Origin of the sequence: Micromonospora sp. LHW51205, from assembly GCF_003315815.1 — a bacterium.
GTDB classification, from domain to species: domain Bacteria; phylum Actinomycetota; class Actinomycetes; order Mycobacteriales; family Micromonosporaceae; genus Micromonospora; species Micromonospora chalcea.
This window is the reverse complement of the sequence record NZ_QMEZ01000003.1, coordinates 533036-548999: the sequence shown is the minus strand read 5'-3', so window position 1 is coordinate 548999 and position 15964 is coordinate 533036. Positions and strand designations below refer to the sequence as shown.

Genomic DNA, 15964 nt, shown 5'->3' with positions numbered 1-15964 from the left:
TCCCCCGTGGCGCGTTTCGTGCTCAGCCGGGCACTGAAGGCCGTCCTGACCGTGTGGATCGCGATCACTTCGACGTTCTTTCTGCTCCGGCTCCTGCCGGGGGACCCCACGACCCTCATGGTCGAGGGCGACATGACACCGGAGATGCAGGCGGCGCTGCTCAAGACGTACGGCCTGGACCGTCCGCTGTGGGAGCAGTACGTGTCGTACCTGCGCGAGCTGGTCCAGGGCAACCTGGGCATCTCGTTCCGTCAGATCCAGCCGGTCACCGACATCATCCTCGACCGGCTTCCCTGGACGTTGCTGCTGGCCGGCAGCGCGTTCGTCCTGACCGTCGCCGTCGGCATCCCGATCGGCGTGGCCGCCGCGGTCAACCGCGGCAAGTGGCTCGACCGCGCGTTGCAGGGCTTCGGGATCAGCGCCAACGCGCTGTTCGTGCCGAGCGTCGCGATCCTGCTGCTGGTCTTCTTCGGCGCCCAGCTCGGCTGGTTTCCGATCGGCGGGGCGATCGACCCGGACACCCGGGGCGCGGCGGCCTACCTGAGCCTGGCACACCACCTGGTGCTGCCGGTGCTCTCCCTGGTCCTGGTGCAGCTCGGCCCGTACGCGCTGACCCTCCGTACCAACATGATCGAGGTCCTCGGTGAGGACTACATCCGCGCCGCGCAGGCGCGTGGTCTCTCGGCCCGGCGTCGGGTGTGGAAGCACGGCCTGCGCAACGCGATCCTGCCGGCACTGACCCTGATGGGCCTGCAACTGGGCACCCTGGTCGGCGGCGCGGTGCTGACCGAGACGGTCTTCGCCTACCCCGGGGTCGGCCGGCTGATCTACGAGGCGGTCGGGCAGCAGGACTACCCGGTGATCCAGGGGGCGTTCATCATGCTCGCCGTCACCGTGGTGATCGCCAACGCCCTGACCGACATGCTCTACGCGGTCCTCAACCCCCGGATCCGGCTGTGAGCGCGCGCCGCGTCCCGGCGCGTCGCCCGGATCCGTTCGCCGCCACCACCGAAGGGAGGGTGCCGTGAGTGCCCCCGTGCTGACCGAGCAGGCGCTCCCGCCGGCCCCGGCCGCGCCCAGGCGGTCCTTCCTCTCCGGCTACCTGCGTCAGCCCGTCGTGGCGCTGTCGGTGCTGGTGCTGCTCGTGATGGCGGTGCTGGCGGTCTTCGCGCCGCTGATCGCCGACGAGCCCGCCGGCGCCGGCGCGGACGTGCTGCAACCGCCCTCCGGGGCGCACTGGTTCGGCACCGACGACCTCGGGCAGGACATCTTCGCCCAGGTGGTCTGGGGCACCCGGACCAGCATGGTGATCGGCCTGGCCGCCTCGCTGCTCGCCATCGTGCTGGGCACCGCGATCGGGCTGGCCGCGGCGTACTTCCGGCCGTTCGACGCGGTCGCCACGGTGATCACCGACGTGATGCTGGCGCTGCCCACCCTGCCGCTGATGATCATGCTGGCGGCGGTGGTGAGCCCGAGCGTCACGACGCTGACCCTGATCATCGGGTTCTTCGCCTGGCCCGAGGTGGCCCGGCTGATCCGGTCACAGGGCCTGGTGATCAGCGCGATGCCCTACATCGACGGCGCGCGGGTGCTCGGCGCCACCGGCTGGCGGATCGTCACCCGGGAGATCCTGCCCGCCGTCGTCTCGCTGATGGTGGTCAGCGTGCTGCTCACCGCCTCCCGGGCGGTGATCTCCGAGGCCGGCCTGAGCTTCCTCGGGCTCGGCGACCCGGACGCCTGGTCCTGGGGACGCATCCTGCTCAACGCCCAGCGCAGCGGCACGATCGCGATCGCCTGGTGGCAGACGCTCTTCCCGTCCCTGGCGATCCTGTTCCTGGTGCTGGCGGCGACCCTCGCCGGAACCCGGTTCAACGACACCCGCGACCCCCGTCGCAACGGAGGCTGACCATGCGACTGCCCGAGAGCTTCTACCACAGCGTCCGTGGCCGGCTCGCCGAGGCGCTCGAACAACGAGGGCTGGACGGGTTCCTGGCCACCTCGCCGGCGGAGGTCGCCTTCCTCAGTGGCTTCTTCTACATCGCCACCGAACGTCCGGTGTACCTCTGGCTGCCGCGGACGGGGGATCCGCTGCTGGTGATCCCGCGCCTCGACGAGGAGTACGCGGCCCAGCAGGGCGTGACGGTCCAGACCGTCACGTACTTCGAGTACCCGGGCGTGGTCACCGCCGAGGAGACGCTCGCCTCGGCGCTGTCCCGTCCGGGCGGTCCGGTCCGCCGTATCGGCGTGGGCGCGGGCCTTTCGGTCGGCGCGTTCCGGGCGCTGTCCCGGGCCATCGGCGGGGCCACGCTGGAGACCACCGACGCGGTCGCCGAGCTGCGGCTGCGCAAGTTCCCCGAGGAGATCCCGTTCCACGAGGCGGCCGCGCGGATCTGCGACGAGATGCTGGCCGCCGGACGGGCCCTGATCGAGGAGGCGCTCGCCGCCGGGCGGCCGCTGCCGCGTGAGGACGAGATCGCCCGGCACGTGATCGGCTTCGGCACCGACCGGATGTACGCCGAGTACGACCTGGTCGTCTACACCACCAAGCTGGCCGGCGGGCTGGTCTACGCCGGCCCGAACTCCGCCCTGCCGCACGGCCTGCCGACCCGTCGGCGGCTCCAGCCGGGCGACACCCTGATCCTCTCCCTCGGCGCGGCGGTGGCCAGCCGGTTCGTGGAGAGCGAGCGGACATTCGTCATCGGCGAGCCCACCGCCGAACAGGTGCGCTACTACGAGGCCGACCGGGAGGCGCAGGAGGTGGGCACCCAGGCGATGATCGCCGGGCGTACCTGCGCCGAGGTCAACCGGATCTGCCTGGACGTCCTGCGGGACCGGGGCCTGGGCGACTACATCCGGCACCGGCAGGGCCACGGCATCGGGCTGCAGAACCACGAGGCGCCCTGGGTCGAGGACGGGGACCACACCGTGCTGGCCTCCGGGATGCTGCTGTCCAGCGAGCCCGGCGTCTACGTGCCCGGCCACGCCGGCTACCGCATCTCCGACACGGTCCTGGTACAGGACGACGGCCCGCGCCGGCTCACCCGGTACCCGCGTGACCTGGCGTCCAACATCATCGAGGGGGTCCGATGAGAATCAACGGAGCGGAACTGGTCGTCGAGGCGTTCGGCCCGGTCGACGGCCCGGCGATGATCGTGCACCACGGTGCGCCGGGCCTCGGCTCCCGCCAGGAGCCGAAGCGCTCGTTCGGCCCGTTCGCCGACCGCATGCGGGTCATCGTCTTCGACGCCCGCGGCTCCGGCGAGTCCAGCGACGACGAACCGTTCACCCACGAGCAGTGGGTGGCCGACGTGGACGCCATCCGCGCGCACTTCGGCTACGAGACGATCGTCATGGCCGGCGGCTCGTACGGCGGGTTCATCGCCATGGAGTACGCCATCGCCCACCCGGAGCGGGTCTCCGCGCTGGTGCTGCGGGACACCGCCGCGGACACCGCGCACGACCACCTCGCGGTGGAGCGGGCCCGTAACACCGACCGTTCGGTGATCCCGGAGTGGGTCATCGACCGGATCGGCACCGGCCGGTTCGAGAGCAACGAGCAGTTGCGCGAGTACTGGAAAGCGATCCTGCCGCTCTACGACCACCAGCACGACCCGGCAAAGGACGAGGCGCGGCTGGCCGCCACCCGGTTCCACTACCGCACCCACAACGCCGCCTTCGGGCAGAACATGCCCCGCTACGACCTGAAGCCGAAGCTGCCGTCGATCACGTGCCCGACCCTGGTGACGGTGGGCCGGCACGACTGGCGTACCCCGGTGGCCGCCTCGCAGGTCATCGCGGACCTGGTGCCCCGCGGCGAGCTGGTGGTCTTCGAGTCCTCCGGCCACTCGCCGCAACTGGAGGAGCCGGAGCTGTTCCAGCAGGTGGTGCGGGACTTCCTCAGCCGCGCCGGAGTGCTCCGATGAGCCTGCTGGAGATCGCCGACCTGAAGGTCGCGTTCCCCGGTCCGACCGGGCCGGTCAACGCGGTGAACGGGGTGTCGCTGCGGATCGAGTCGGGGCAGACCCTGGCCATCCTCGGTGAGTCCGGCTCCGGCAAGAGCGTCACCGCGCAGGCGGTGACGGGCATCCTCGACGTGCCGCCGGCGACGGTCAGCGGCTCGGTCCAGCTGCGGGGCAGGGAACTGCTGACCCTGTCACGCAAGCAGCGGGAGCGGGTCAGCGGCGAGGAGATCGGGATGGTCTTCCAGGACGCGATGGCCGCGCTCAACCCGGTCTTCACCGTCGGACACCAGATCGTGGAGGTGCTGCGGGTCCGGCGGGGCATGTCCCGGGCCGACGCCCGCCGCCGCGCCGTCGAACTGGTCGACCGGGTGCGGATCCCGGCGGCCAAGGACCGGATGCGGGACTATCCGCACCAGTTCTCCGGGGGCATGCGCCAGCGCATCATGATCGCGCTGGCCATCGCCCTGGAACCGGACCTGCTGATCGCGGACGAGCCCACCACCGCGCTGGACGTGACGGTGCAGGCCCAGGTGATGGAGTTGCTCGCGGAGATCCAGCGGGACAGCGGAATGGGCCTGCTGCTGATCACCCACGACCTGGGGGTGGTCGCCGAGGTCGCCGACGACGTGGCGGTGATGTACGCCGGCCGGATCGTCGAACGGGGCACCGTCGAGCAGATCTTCGCCGGTCCGGCGCACCCCTACACCGAGGGGCTGCTCAACTCGATGCCCCGGGTGGACCGGCGCGACGAGCAGCTCTACGCGATTCCCGGCGCTCCGCCCAACCCGGCTCGGCTCCCTGCCGGCTGCCCGTTCCACCTGCGTTGCCCCCGGGCCACCGACGAGTGCCGGGTCGTCCTGCCGCCGCTGCTGGCGCTGCCGGCCGATCGCGCCAGCGCCTGTCACCACCACGAGGAGGTGCTCGATGCCACCCGGCGATGAGGTCGTGCTGCGGGTCGAGAACCTGGTCAAGCACTTCCCGGTCAAGGGACGGGTCCCGTTCACCTCCGGCGGCGTGGTCAAGGCCGTCGACGGTGTCTCCTTCGACCTGCGCCGGGGCGAGACGCTCGGCGTGGTGGGCGAGTCCGGCTGCGGCAAGAGCACGCTGGCCCGCATGCTCGTCGGGCTGGAGCAGCCCACCTCCGGCGCGGTGCGCTTCGGCACGTCAGTGGTGCACCAGGCCAGGGGACGGGAGCTGCGGGCCCTGCGCCGGCGGATCCAGATCGTGCTCCAGGACCCGTACACGTCGCTGAACCCCCGCCGCACGATCCGGGAGATCCTGCTCCAGCCGTTCGAGATCCATCCGGACGTGCTGGACCGCCGGCGCCGGATCGAGCGGATCAAGGAGCTGCTCGACCTGGTCGGTCTCGACCCCGGCCTGCACCTGGACCGCTACCCGCACCAGTTCTCCGGCGGGCAGCGCCAGCGCATCGGCATCGCCCGGGCGCTCGCGCTGAGCCCCGACGTCATCGTCTGCGACGAGCCCGTCTCCGCGCTGGACGTGTCGGTCCAGGCGCAGGTGGTCAACCTCCTGGAGCGGCTCCAGGAGGAACTCGGCGTGGCGTACGTCTTCATCGCCCACGACCTGTCCGTGGTGCGCCACATCTCCGACCGGGTGGCAGTGATGTACCTGGGCAAGCTCGTGGAGACCGGCCCCGAGGTCAGCCTCTACGAGTCGCCCCGGCACCCGTACACCCGGGCGCTGCTGTCGGCGGTGCCGGTGCCGGACCCGGCCGGCCGGCAGGGGCGGCAGCGGATCCTGCTGGCCGGCGACCCGCCCAGTCCGGTGGATCCGCCCTCGGGCTGCCGGTTCCGGACCCGTTGCTGGCAGGCGGCCGACACCTGTGCCACCACCGAACCACCGCTGGCCGCCGGCGCGCATCCGGTCGCCTGCCACTTCCCGCTGGCCGCGTGACGGCCGGCGATCGCCAAAGGAGAAGCGTCTTGCTGCAAGAACCCGCCCCCCGGTACAAGGGTCACAGGTCGTACTCGTACCTGGAGCCGCACTCGGACTACCGGGTGTTCACGCTGGCCGAGGAGATCGGCCGGGTGCCGGAGCACGACCTCGGCCTGACCGACGCTCAGCGTGCGCGGGTGACGCGGCTGCTCACCGAGCACGCCGCCATCTCGCTGCACGAGCATCCGGTGGTCCTGCCGGCCGACGTCAGCGAGCTGCGGGCCTACAACCGCACCGCCCGCCAGCGCACCGGATACGAGGGGCTGGCGCGCTCCGGCCTGACCGCCGTCTTCGACAACTTCATGGCCGGCGCCTCCTGCGTGACGAGCGAGAACGGCTGGAAGTGGAACGACCTCGTCTACGCCCTCGGCATGCGGATGAGTGACCTCTACAAGCAGGACCACGTCTTCCTGGCCACGTCCCTGGACGACATCCACGCCGCGAAGCGGGACGGCCGGCTGGCCCTGGTCGCGGGCCTGGAGTGCAGCAGCCCGATCGAGAACGAGCTGGACCGGATCGACATCCTCTACGGCTTCGGCGTACGCCAGCTCGGCATCGCGTACAGCCAGGCGAACATGCTCGGCGGGGGCCTGTCGGAGAAGCACGACGGCGGGCTGACGCACTTCGGCCGCCGGGCGGTGGACCGGATGAACAAGCTCGGGATCGCCATCGACATCTCGCACTCCGGCGACCAGACCTGCCTGGATGTCATCGAGGCCAGCCGGGTGCCGGTGTTCATCACCCACGCCGGCGCCCGCTCGGTCTGGGACACCTCCCGGATGAAGCCGGACGAGGTGATCCGGGCCTGCGCCGAGCGGGGTGGCGTGATCGGCATCGAGGCCGCCCCGCACACCACGCTCTCGCAGGCGCACCAGCACCACTCGATCGAGTCGGTGATGGACCACTTCACCTACTGCGTGGACCTGGTCGGCATCGACCACGTCACGTTCGGTCCGGACACCATGTTCGGCGACCACGTGGGGGTGCACGACACCTACGCCGGCAACTACGCCCACGACGCCGGCAACCGTCCGCAGCACCCGCGGGTGGAGTACGTGTCCGGGCTGGAGAATCCGGGCGAGGCGTTCGGGAACATCGTGGGCTGGCTGGTGGCGCACGACTACTCCGACGACGAGATCGCCAAGGTGATCGGCGGCAACACCATCCGGGTGCTGGAGCAGGTGTGGTGAGGCCGTGCCGGTGATCGTCCGAGCGGACGTGGACGAACTACACTCCGTACGCCGACGCGGCGGCGGGCAGTGATGAGGTGAGGGCGGATGGCTCGGCGGGAAACCGCGCTACAGGCGGCGCACGGCCGGCTGCGGCAGCTGATCGGCAGCGAGTTCCGGTCGGGTGAGAAGCTGCCCAACGAGCGGGACCTGGCCGATCGTCTGGAGGTCAGCCGCGCGACGGTGCGCGAGGTGCTGGGGCAGCTCGCCGCCGAGGGGGTGGTGACCCGGACCTGGGGGATCGGCACCTTCGTGCACGACGACGCCGAGCGGGTGCCGGTGTCCATCGGTGACGTCACCGCGCTGCGGGACCGGATCACCGCCACGGGTCACCGTCCGACGCTTCAGGACGCGTCGGTCAGCCGGGCGAAGTGCCCGGCCGACTGCGCGCGCGTCCTCGGACTGGAGCCGGGCTCGCCGGTGTGGCGGGTCGACCGGCTCTTCGCCGTGGACGGGGTCCCGGCGGCCTGGATCCGTGATCACCTGCCGCTGCGGTTCGACGGCCGCGACCTCGACCCGTCCGGGCTGCTCAGCATCGACCTGGACATGTTCGAGTTCCTGGCCAGCGCGACCGGCATGCCGGTGCGGCGGGCGGAGATCGAACTCACCGCGGTGCTCGCCGACGACGAGGCCACCGAGCGGCTCGGCGTGGCGGTCGGACATCCGCTGGTCACCGCGACCCAGGTCGGTTACGGGACGGGCGGAGCGGCGCTGTTCCACGGCCACATCACGGTTCGCACCGACGTGTTGACGCTGCGGATCAGCCGCGGCGGGGCTCCGGAACCGGCCCCACCGGCCGGGTAGCCGGCGGCCCCGCGACGCGGGGTCGCGGGGCCGCCGTCCGGACGTCACCGGGGTCGGGGTACGCCGGTCAGGTGAGTGTGCAGGACTGGCCGTTGAGGGTGAACGAGCTGGGCCGCCCGGCGTTGCCGGTGTGCGTGGCCTGGAAGCCGATGGTGGTCGAGCCGCCGGCCGGGATGGCCGCGTTGTAGGAGACGTTGCGCGCCGTCACCTGGCCCGAGGAGGGGGAGTACGAGGCGTTCCAGCCGGAGGTGATGGTCTGGCCGCCGGGCAGCGTGAACGCCAGCGACCAGCCGTTCACCGCGGTCGAGCCGGTGTTGCTGATGGTGATGTTCTCGGTCAGGCCGTTGTTCCAGGCGTTCAGCTCGATGCGCACCGAGCAGGCGCCGGTGCCGGGCGGCGGCGTGGTCGGTCCCGGCGGCGGGGTGGTGGGGCCGGGCGGGGGCGTGGTCGGCCCCGGCGGCGGAGTGGTCGGTCCCGGCGGGGGCGTGGTCGGCCCGGGCGTGCTGGTCAGGCCGAAGAAGGCGATCGCCGCCGCAGCCATGCCGGACGACGGCAGGCTGTGCCCGGCGCCCTGGATGCTGTACGCCTCGACCTGCACGGTGCCGGTGGAGTCGGCGTAGCGCCGCCGGTTCCAGCCGGACTGCGGCGTGTCGGTGGAGGTGGGGTTCTGGCTGAGCCCGAACACGTTCGTCCACTGCTCGATCGTCTCCTGCAGCAGCGAGTACGGCACGAGCGTGTCGTTGGTGCCGTGCCACAGCTGCACGCGGGGACGCGGCCCGGTGTAGCCGGGGTACGCCTGGCGGACCGCGTCACCCCACTGCTGCGGGGTGCGGTTCATGTTCCCGCCGGTGCACTGGCTGGACCCGGGCGGGTAGTCGGAGGCGCCGGCGAAGCAGTTGAACGGCACCCCCATGAACGCCGCGCCCGCCTTGAAGACGTCCGGGTAGAGCGCCAGCATGTGGTTGGTCATCATGCCGCCGGACGAGCTGCCGGTGGCGTAGACCCGGTCCGGGTCGGCGCCGTACTGCTGCTGCACGTAGCGGACCATCGAGATGAGCGACACCGGGTCACTGCCGCCGCCGCGGCGCTTGGCCGCGTCGGACCAGGTGTCGAAGCAGTTGCCGAACCCGGCCTGCTGGGTGGCGCTGGGATAGATCACGATGAAGCCGTACCGGTCGGCCAGCCCGGCGAACTCGCTGCCGGAGTAGAAGCCGGGGCCGGAACCGCCGCAGCCGTGCATGGCCACCACCGTGGCCGGCCGGGACGGGCGGTTGTCCGGCACGTAGACGTGCATGCGCATGCGCCCGGGGTTGTCGCCGAAGCTGGTCACCTCGGCCAGCGACGCCGCGTACGCGGGTTGCACGGTGGGGATCACCAGGCCGGCCGCCACCAGCGACGCGGCCAGGGCCACCACCATCTTGGCTCTGATTCTCACGGAGACTCCTTCGATCGCCTGTGTGCAGGCGGGAATGAGCGGTCACGCGCCGCGCCGGCCGCCCGGACGGCAGCGGTGTCGCGCCTCGCTCACGGAATGTGGCTTGCCCGGCCCGGCTCCGCGCTCATATGGCACATAGTGTTCCCGTCGGGCGGTGAACTGTCAATCGAAGCACGCCGATATGCTGCGGCGGCGTTCGTCTAGAGTCGATGCTCCGTCCCTGAGCCGAGCCCGGAGCGCGTGTGCCAAGCCCGTTCGACATCGAGGAGATCTACCCGGACGAGGCGCCCACGCCACGGCTGCCCCGGCGGCAGGCCGGCACCTCGCCGCAGAGCGTGGCGGTGACCCTCCTGGCCGACTACACGCTGCGTACCCGGGCCCCGCTGCCGTCCGCCGCGATCGTCGAGCTGCTCGCCGAGACCGGGGTGACGAGCGCCGGCGCGCGTACCGCGATCAGCCGGCTGGCCCGGCGCGGCGTGCTGGAGGGCAGCCGGCAGGGCCGCAACAGCTTCTACCGGCTCAGTCGTGGCGCCGCCGCCGACCTCTCCGCCGGCGGGAGCTGGATCGTCGCCTCCACCGCCGACACGCAGGCGTGGGACGGATGCTGGACGGTGGTCGCGTTCTCGCTGCCGCAGGACCGCGGCACGCAGCGCCGCGCCCTGCGCGGGCAACTGCGCTGGCTCGGCTTCGCGCCGCTGTACGACGGGCTGTGGATCTCCCCGTACGAGCTGGCGGAGCCGGCCCGGTCGCGACTGGCGCAGCTCGCGCCCGGCGCGGTCACCGTGTTCCGGGGCCGGCAGGACGCGCTCGACGTGACCGGCCAGCGCGCCCCCGTCGACGCCTGGGACATCGCCGCGATCAGCGCCCAGTACGAGGATTTCCTGCGCCGGTGGACCCCGCTGGCGTCCCGGCTGGAGTCGGTCGACGGTCCGGCGGCGGTGCGGGCCCGCACCGAGGTGATGGACACCTACCGGCGGTTCCCCACGCTCGACCCGCGGCTGCCGCTGGAGCTGCTTCCGGCCGGATGGCTGCGCCGGCCGGCCCGGGACCTGTTCACCGCCGTCTACGACGGACTGGCCGAACCCGCGCAACGGCACGTGCGGGCGGTCGTCGCGCGGTTCGCCGATCCGGTGCCGTCCGGCATCCAGGCGCACACGACCGCCGACATGCTCGCCGGCGTACGCGAGGACGCCTGCGGGGCGGGCCCGGACTGACCGCCGGACGTCCCGTGGACACATCGGCGCCGGTGAGTCTATGGTCACGGGACTGCGGTGACCGCGAGGAGTGGCCATGAGCGTCCGCGTCTCCCTCGACGAGCTGCTCGGCGACGAGGTGCGGCGCGACCCGTACCCCTTCTACGCCCGGCTGCACGAGGCGGGGGAGGCGGCCCGGCTGCGGCCGGGCGACCCGCACGCGCTCGTCGTGCACGGCTACGAAGCGGTCAACCGGGTGCTGCGCGACCCGGTGTTCCGGGTGCTCGGCGCCGACTACCTGGACCGGGCCGGCGTCCGCTGGCGCCAGCACCAGGTGACCCGGATCCTCCAGTCGTCCATGCTCAACGCCGCCGAACGCGACCACCTCCGGGTCCGGCACCTGTTCTCCCAGGCGCTCACCCCGCGCCGGGTCGCCGCGCTGGAACCGGCCATCGGGCGCATCGCCGACGACCTGCTCGACCGGCTCGCCGAGGCGGGCGCGGACGGCCGGCCCGTCGACTTCATGGCGCGCTTCGCGCTGCGGCTGCCCAGCGACGTCATCGGCGAGCTGCTGGGCGTGCCGGAGGAGGACCGGGAGTGGTTCCCGCCCCGGGTCCGCGCGTTCGACGCGGTGCTGGAGATCGGCCGCCGGTCCATGCGCGAGGTCCGGGCCGCCAACGTCGCGGCGGCGGAGCTGACCGCGTACTTCACCGACCTGGTCGCCGCGCGCCGGGCGACCCCGCGTGACGACTTCGTCTCCGCGCTGCTGCGCGGCCTGGACGACGAACCCGGCCGGCTGACCGCCGACGAGCTGCTCGCCAACCTGATCATCATGTACAACGCCGGGTTCCGGACCACCGCGAACCTGCTCGGCAACGGGCTGGTGCTGCTCACCGAACGGCCGGACGCGCGGGCCGCGCTGCGCGCCGACCCGTCGCTGGCGGCGTCCTACGTGGAGGAGATCCTGCGGTACGAGCCGCCGGTGCACTTCGCGGTCCGGTACGCCGCGGCGGACACCGAGGTCGCCGGCCTGCCGGTGCCGGCCGGGCGGACGGTGGTCGTGCTGACCGGCGCGGCGAACCGGGATCCGCGCCGCTTCCCCGACCCGGACCGGTTCGACCCGTCCCGCGCCGACAACCGGCACCTGGCGTTCAGCGCCGGGCCGCACTACTGCTTCGGGGCGACGCTGGCCCGGGCCGAGGGGCGGCTGGTGCTGCCCCGCCTGCTGGACCGCTTCCCGGCGCTGACCGCCGAACCGGGGCCGCGCCGCGCGCTGATGCTGCGCGGGTACGACCGGCTGCCGGTACGGCTGACCGATCGGGTGCCTTGTCAAACCAACCTGATCGAGTAAGGTCGATGCTACGCGGAGTGTCCGCTCCGCGCCTCACAGGTTCCGTCGAGCAGGTCGAGCGCGCCGCCAGGCACCGTGGAAGGGAAACACCGGACATGACCGATGAGATCCGCGCGTTCCTCCTCGCCGCACTGACCGAAATGAAGTACGACGTCGGCGACGTCGACGACGACACCGTCTTCGGCCCGGCCGGGCTCGACGTGGACTCCCTCGGCCTGGCCGAGCTCGCGGTGCGGGTGGAGGACCGGTTCGGGGTCGCGTTCGACGACGACGAGGCGGAGGAGCTGGCGATGATGACAGTCGGCGAGTTCAGCCGCGCGGTCGCGGCGCGGATCGCCCCGGCCTCGGCGCACTGACCGATGCCAGGGCACGGCACCCGGCCGCGTCACGCCCCGGCGCGCCGGTTCCGGTGAGCGTGCGCGAACGGGTCACGGTCACCGGCATCGGGCTCGTCAGCCCGGTCGGCGCGACCGCCGCCGAGGTGTTCGACGCGGTCTGCGACGGCCGCTCCGGGCTCACCCGGCCGCCGCACGACCATCCGCTGCACGGCGTCGTCGACGTCGCCGCGTTCGCCCCGGCGATCGATCCGGCCACCGTGCTGCCCGGCCCGGAGTCCCGCGTCGTGGACCGGTCGATAGTCATGGTGCTGCGCGCGGCCGAGGACGCGCTCGCCGACGCCGGACTGCGGATCGGCCACGACGTCGACAGCTACCGGGTGGCGGTCGTCGTCTCCGGCGTCGGCGGACTGTCCACGCTGGAGGAACAGGTGCTCGCCCGCGCCGGGCGCGGGCGGTTCGGGGTCAGCCCGTACATGCTGCCCGGCACGCTGCCCAACATGGGTGCGGCCCGGATCGCGATCAAGTTCGGCATCCACGGCTACACCTCGTCGATCGGCACGGCGTGCGCGGCCGGCGCGCAGTCGATCGGCGAGGCGCTGCGCATCCTGCGCGCCGGCGACGCGGACGTGGTGCTCGCCGGATGCGCCGAGGCGCCGCTGTTCCCGACGTTCGCCGACGCGTTCGGCAACGCCCGGGCGCTCGCCCGCGGCTGGGCCGACCCGGCCGCCGCGAGCCGCCCGTTCGACCGCCGCCGCAACGGGCTCGTCCTCGGCGAGGGCGCCGGGGTGTTCGTGCTGGAACGCGCCGCGCACGCCGCCGCGCGCGGCGCCCGCCGGCACGCCGACGTGCTCGGCTGGGGCGCCACCAACGACGCCCACCATCCGACCACGCCGCGTCCGGACGGCGCCGGCGCGGCCCGGTGCATGCGCCTGGCCGTCCGCGACGCCGGTCTGGAGCCCGCCGACATCGGGTACGTCAACGCGCACGGCACCAGCACCCGGGCCGGGGACGCCGCCGAGCTGGCCGCGCTCGCCGACGTCTACGGCGCGGAAGCGCCGCCGCTGAGTTCGACGAAGGGCGTCACCGGGCACATGCTCGGCGTCTCCGGCGTGATCGAGGCGGCGATCGCGGTCGAGGCGCTGCGCCGCGGCCTGCTGCCGCCCACCCGCAACCTGGACGAGCCGGAGCGCGACGGCGAGGTCGACCACATCCGTGGGCGGGCGCGCGCGACGACGGTGGACGCGGTGCTGTCGAACTCGTTCGGCTTCGGCGGCCACAACGTCAGCCTCGTCCTGGCGCGGCCCGCCTGAGCGGCGGGTCAGCGGAGCGTGATCACCGTGGCCGCGTCGTACGCGGCGACGGCGACGCTGAAGTGCGGGCGCAGCATGTCGGCCACGTAGTCCAGGTCGGCGACGAGCGGCACCGGCAGCAGAGCGCGCTGGTCCAGGCCGGTACGGGTGGCGACCAGCTCGATCCGGTCGGCCTTGAGCAGCCCCCGGGTGAGGAACGCCGGCAGGTCCTCGGGGAGCAGGCAGCGCCACATGTCGACGTTGACGATCAGGTCCAGCGCGCCGGCCTTGAACTGCTGGAGCACGGTGCCGAGCAGGTGGGAGTTCGTCCCGCCGACCGGCGCGTCGTGGTCGAACGTGTGCGACCCGGGGCCCAGGTCGAGCGCGGACACGCCGTTGCCGACGACCAGCGCGGCGCTCGTGGCCAGCTCGTCGCGCAGCGACCCGGGCAGCACGTCCGGCCGGCCCAGCCCACCGGAGCGGTACGCCTCGATGGCCGCGCCGTAGAGCCGGATCCGGCCCAGGTGCCGGCCGAACGTGTTGATCCCGTACAGCACCTCGACGTCGTAGCGCAGGTGCTTGCGCAGCAGGTACTTCATGTTGTCCATCGAGGCGATCCCGTTGGACGTCTTGCGGAAGTGCGGGAGGTGGTAGGAGAGCGCGTCGACGTCCAGCCGGAACAGCTCCGGCGGGGCGCCGTGCAGGTGGAACACCCGGTAGAAGAACTCCAGGTCCTCGAAGCCCCACTTGACCATCGCCTCGTCGAAGCCACCGACCCGCCGGAACGACTCGTGGTCCACCGACGCGTTGTGGGTCAGGCCCAGCACCCAGGGCGCGCTCGGGAAGTCGCCCATCCGCTGCGGGAGGGCGATGTCCTCCAGCCGCGGGTCGCCGCGCTCGGCGTCCAGCATCGCCGGCACGACCGGCTCGCCGCGGCGCAGCGCGTCCGCGCCGGCCCAGTCCAGGTCGTACCGCTGGCCGAGCAGCACCCCGGGCCGGCCGGCGCGCCCGGCGTGGAAGTCGCGGTGCCGCTTGAGCAGCGTGGGATGCGCCACCGTGTCGGCGTCCAGGAACATCAGCGTGGCCGCGCGGGCCCGGGCCGCCGCCGCGTTGCGGTTGGCGCTGCGCCCCCGGTTCCGGTCGCTGCGCACGTACTCGATCCGCAGCCGGCCCCGGTACGCGTCCACCACCGGGCCCAGCGCGACGGCCGACCCGTCGTCGCCGACGACGACCTCGAAGTCGGCGGCCGGCAGCGTCTGCCGGGTCAGCGAGCGCAGCGTGGTGTCGAGCGCGGACGGGTTCTCGTGCGCGGGCACCACCACGCTCAGGCTGGGCCGGTCCGCTGTGGGCATGCTCAGCGCGCGGTGGAGTTGGCGGTGATGTAGTCGGCCAGGTCCCCGAGCGTCGCCATCCGGTCCTCGTCCAGCTCCTCGACGTCGATCTGGATCTCCAGCTCGTCTTCCAGCGCCAGCAGCAACTCCAGGCCGAGCGAGGAGCTGAGGCCGAGCTCGTCCATCAGCTGGGTCTGCTCGGTGACCGGCGCGTCCGGCCGCAGCATCCGGGTCAGCAGCACGGTCAGGCGGTCCACGACCTGGTCCCGGGGCGGCGCGTCGTGTTCTAGCACCGGGGCTCCCACGGATCGATCACGCGCTCCAGCATGGAGTCATCAGAGCAGGGGAGATCGGTGAGTGTCAACGGGTGCGATGGTGGTCACGGGCAGTCACCGAGGTCGGTGCGACACTCGACGGCGTACGGCTCGTCGCCGGCCAGCGCCACCGCCACCGCGTACCCCCGTGGCGCGACCAGGTCGGCGAGCCGGTGCCGGCCGGCCGGGTCGGCGCACTCGACCACGTCGGCCCGGTCCACCGGCATCCCGAGGTTGGGCCACAGCCGGCCCCCGGCCGCCTTGACGGCCGCCTCCTTGCGGGCCCACAGCCGCACGAACCGCCGCGCCCGGGCGGCCTGGTCGGGGCCGGCGGCGACGTGCCGCGCCTCCCGGGGGTGGAAGAAGCGCGCGGACGCCGGCACCGGGTCCCCGCCCGGCACGACGTGCTGGATGTCCACCCCGACCGGGCGGCCGTCGCTGAGCGCCACCGCGACCAGATCGCCGGAGTAGGACAGGCTGGTGTGCAGGCCGCGCCACGGCCCGGTCAGCGCCGGTTTGCCGTACCGGCCGCGACGCCAGGTCAGCGCCGCCGGTGACGCGCCCGTGGCCCGCCCGGCCAGCACGCGCAGCGCGCCGTGCGCCACCGTGAACCGGTCCCGCAGCCCGTCGGCGGCGAGCCGCGCGGCCCGGGCCCGCTCGGCCGGGTCGAGCACCGCCCGGTACCGGGCCAGCACGTCCGGCGGCGCCCCGGCCGCAAGCACCCAGACCCGTACGGTGTCCCGCATGGACGGCAGCGTAACG

The 15964-nt window shown here is 72.9% G+C and carries 16 protein-coding genes; 12 read left to right on the top strand and 4 right to left on the bottom strand.

All coding sequences use genetic code 11. The features are described from left to right. Positions 1-6: 6 nt before the first annotated feature. From DQE82_RS14740 to DQE82_RS14705, 8 genes are all read left to right on the top strand, one after another. On the top strand, positions 7-960 hold the full coding sequence (locus DQE82_RS14740) for an ABC transporter permease (protein ID WP_043323238.1): 954 nt from the start codon (positions 7-9) through the stop codon (positions 958-960). 64 nt (positions 961-1024) lie between these two features. Beyond that, positions 1025-1906 carry an ABC transporter permease gene (locus tag DQE82_RS14735; RefSeq protein ID WP_223200978.1) on the top strand — a complete coding sequence of 294 codons (882 nt, stop codon included), beginning with the start codon at positions 1025-1027 and terminating at the stop codon, positions 1904-1906. Positions 1907-1908: 2 nt separating this feature from the next. Beyond that, positions 1909-3090 carry a Xaa-Pro peptidase family protein gene (locus DQE82_RS14730; protein WP_113972978.1) on the top strand — a complete coding sequence of 394 codons (1182 nt, stop codon included), beginning with the start codon at positions 1909-1911 and terminating at the stop codon, positions 3088-3090. Beyond that, complete coding sequence (locus DQE82_RS14725; protein WP_043323247.1) at positions 3087-3923, top strand: alpha/beta fold hydrolase; 837 nt, start codon at positions 3087-3089, stop codon at positions 3921-3923. Before DQE82_RS14730 ends, DQE82_RS14725 begins: the two co-directional genes overlap by 4 nt. Next, positions 3920-4903, top strand: coding sequence for an ABC transporter ATP-binding protein (locus DQE82_RS14720; protein ID WP_043323248.1), 984 nt, complete (start codon positions 3920-3922; stop codon positions 4901-4903). Before DQE82_RS14725 ends, DQE82_RS14720 begins: the two co-directional genes overlap by 4 nt. Further along, on the top strand, positions 4887-5876 hold the full coding sequence (locus DQE82_RS14715; RefSeq protein WP_043323250.1) for an ABC transporter ATP-binding protein: 990 nt from the start codon (positions 4887-4889) through the stop codon (positions 5874-5876). The genes DQE82_RS14720 and DQE82_RS14715 overlap by 17 nt, the downstream gene beginning before the upstream one ends. Before the next feature lie 29 nt (positions 5877-5905). Then, positions 5906-7108: a dipeptidase gene (locus DQE82_RS14710; protein ID WP_198033260.1), complete on the top strand. Its 1203-nt coding sequence runs from the start codon at positions 5906-5908 to the stop codon at positions 7106-7108. Positions 7109-7195: 87 nt separating this feature from the next. Further along, positions 7196-7951 (top strand): GntR family transcriptional regulator, encoded by a 756-nt coding sequence (locus tag DQE82_RS14705; protein ID WP_064445588.1) that lies wholly within the window; start codon positions 7196-7198, stop codon positions 7949-7951. Between the two features lie 67 nt (positions 7952-8018). Here DQE82_RS14705 and DQE82_RS14700 read toward each other — a convergent pair whose 3' ends face one another. Beyond that, positions 8019-9386, bottom strand: coding sequence for a PHB depolymerase family esterase (locus tag DQE82_RS14700; RefSeq protein WP_082930904.1), 1368 nt, complete (start codon positions 9384-9386; stop codon positions 8019-8021). Positions 9387-9628: 242 nt separating this feature from the next. Here DQE82_RS14700 and DQE82_RS14695 point away from each other — a divergent pair, with 242 nt between their 5' ends. From DQE82_RS14695 to DQE82_RS14680, 4 genes are all read left to right on the top strand, one after another. Then, a complete protein-coding gene (locus DQE82_RS14695; RefSeq protein WP_069088415.1) occupies positions 9629-10600 on the top strand; it encodes a PaaX family transcriptional regulator C-terminal domain-containing protein in 972 nt (323 codons plus the stop codon). 76 nt (positions 10601-10676) lie between these two features. Further along, positions 10677-11930 (top strand): cytochrome P450, encoded by a 1254-nt coding sequence (locus DQE82_RS14690; RefSeq protein ID WP_113972977.1) that lies wholly within the window; start codon positions 10677-10679, stop codon positions 11928-11930. A gap of 95 nt (positions 11931-12025) precedes the next feature. Beyond that, positions 12026-12286, top strand: coding sequence for an acyl carrier protein (locus DQE82_RS14685; RefSeq protein WP_030499102.1), 261 nt, complete (start codon positions 12026-12028; stop codon positions 12284-12286). A 53-nt stretch (positions 12287-12339) separates the two neighbouring features. Then, complete coding sequence (locus DQE82_RS14680) at positions 12340-13578, top strand: beta-ketoacyl synthase (protein WP_043323254.1); 1239 nt, start codon at positions 12340-12342, stop codon at positions 13576-13578. 8 nt (positions 13579-13586) lie between these two features. On the opposite strand, the gene DQE82_RS14675 is transcribed toward DQE82_RS14680, so the two are convergent. The 3 genes from DQE82_RS14675 to DQE82_RS14665 form a co-directional block, all read right to left on the bottom strand. Then, positions 13587-14909: a glycosyltransferase family 2 protein gene (locus tag DQE82_RS14675; RefSeq protein WP_113972976.1), complete on the bottom strand. Its 1323-nt coding sequence runs from the start codon at positions 14907-14909 to the stop codon at positions 13587-13589. 2 nt (positions 14910-14911) lie between these two features. Next, positions 14912-15181: a phosphopantetheine-binding protein gene (locus tag DQE82_RS14670; protein ID WP_030499105.1), complete on the bottom strand. Its 270-nt coding sequence runs from the start codon at positions 15179-15181 to the stop codon at positions 14912-14914. Between the two features lie 86 nt (positions 15182-15267). Then, on the bottom strand, positions 15268-15948 hold the full coding sequence (locus DQE82_RS14665) for a 4'-phosphopantetheinyl transferase superfamily protein (RefSeq protein WP_069088418.1): 681 nt from the start codon (positions 15946-15948) through the stop codon (positions 15268-15270). Positions 15949-15964: the final 16 nt, after the last annotated feature.

Excerpts from the sequence above, each read along its gene's own strand:
- DQE82_RS14685 (WP_030499102.1), top strand. The coding sequence starts at position 12,026 with ATGACCGATGAGATCCGCGCGTTCCTCCTCGCCGCACTGACCGAAATG.
- DQE82_RS14730 (WP_113972978.1), top strand. The coding sequence starts at position 1,909 with ATGCGACTGCCCGAGAGCTTCTACCACAGCGTCCGTGGCCGGCTCGCC.
- DQE82_RS14720 (WP_043323248.1), top strand. The coding sequence starts at position 3,920 with ATGAGCCTGCTGGAGATCGCCGACCTGAAGGTCGCGTTCCCCGGTCCG.
- DQE82_RS14690 (WP_113972977.1), top strand. The coding sequence starts at position 10,677 with ATGAGCGTCCGCGTCTCCCTCGACGAGCTGCTCGGCGACGAGGTGCGG.
- DQE82_RS14675 (WP_113972976.1), bottom strand. The coding sequence starts at position 14,909 with ATGCCCACAGCGGACCGGCCCAGCCTGAGCGTGGTGGTGCCCGCGCAC.
- DQE82_RS14725 (WP_043323247.1), top strand. The coding sequence starts at position 3,087 with ATGAGAATCAACGGAGCGGAACTGGTCGTCGAGGCGTTCGGCCCGGTC.
- DQE82_RS14705 (WP_064445588.1), top strand. The coding sequence starts at position 7,196 with ATGGCTCGGCGGGAAACCGCGCTACAGGCGGCGCACGGCCGGCTGCGG.
- DQE82_RS14715 (WP_043323250.1), top strand. The coding sequence starts at position 4,887 with ATGCCACCCGGCGATGAGGTCGTGCTGCGGGTCGAGAACCTGGTCAAG.
- DQE82_RS14665 (WP_069088418.1), bottom strand. The coding sequence starts at position 15,948 with ATGCGGGACACCGTACGGGTCTGGGTGCTTGCGGCCGGGGCGCCGCCG.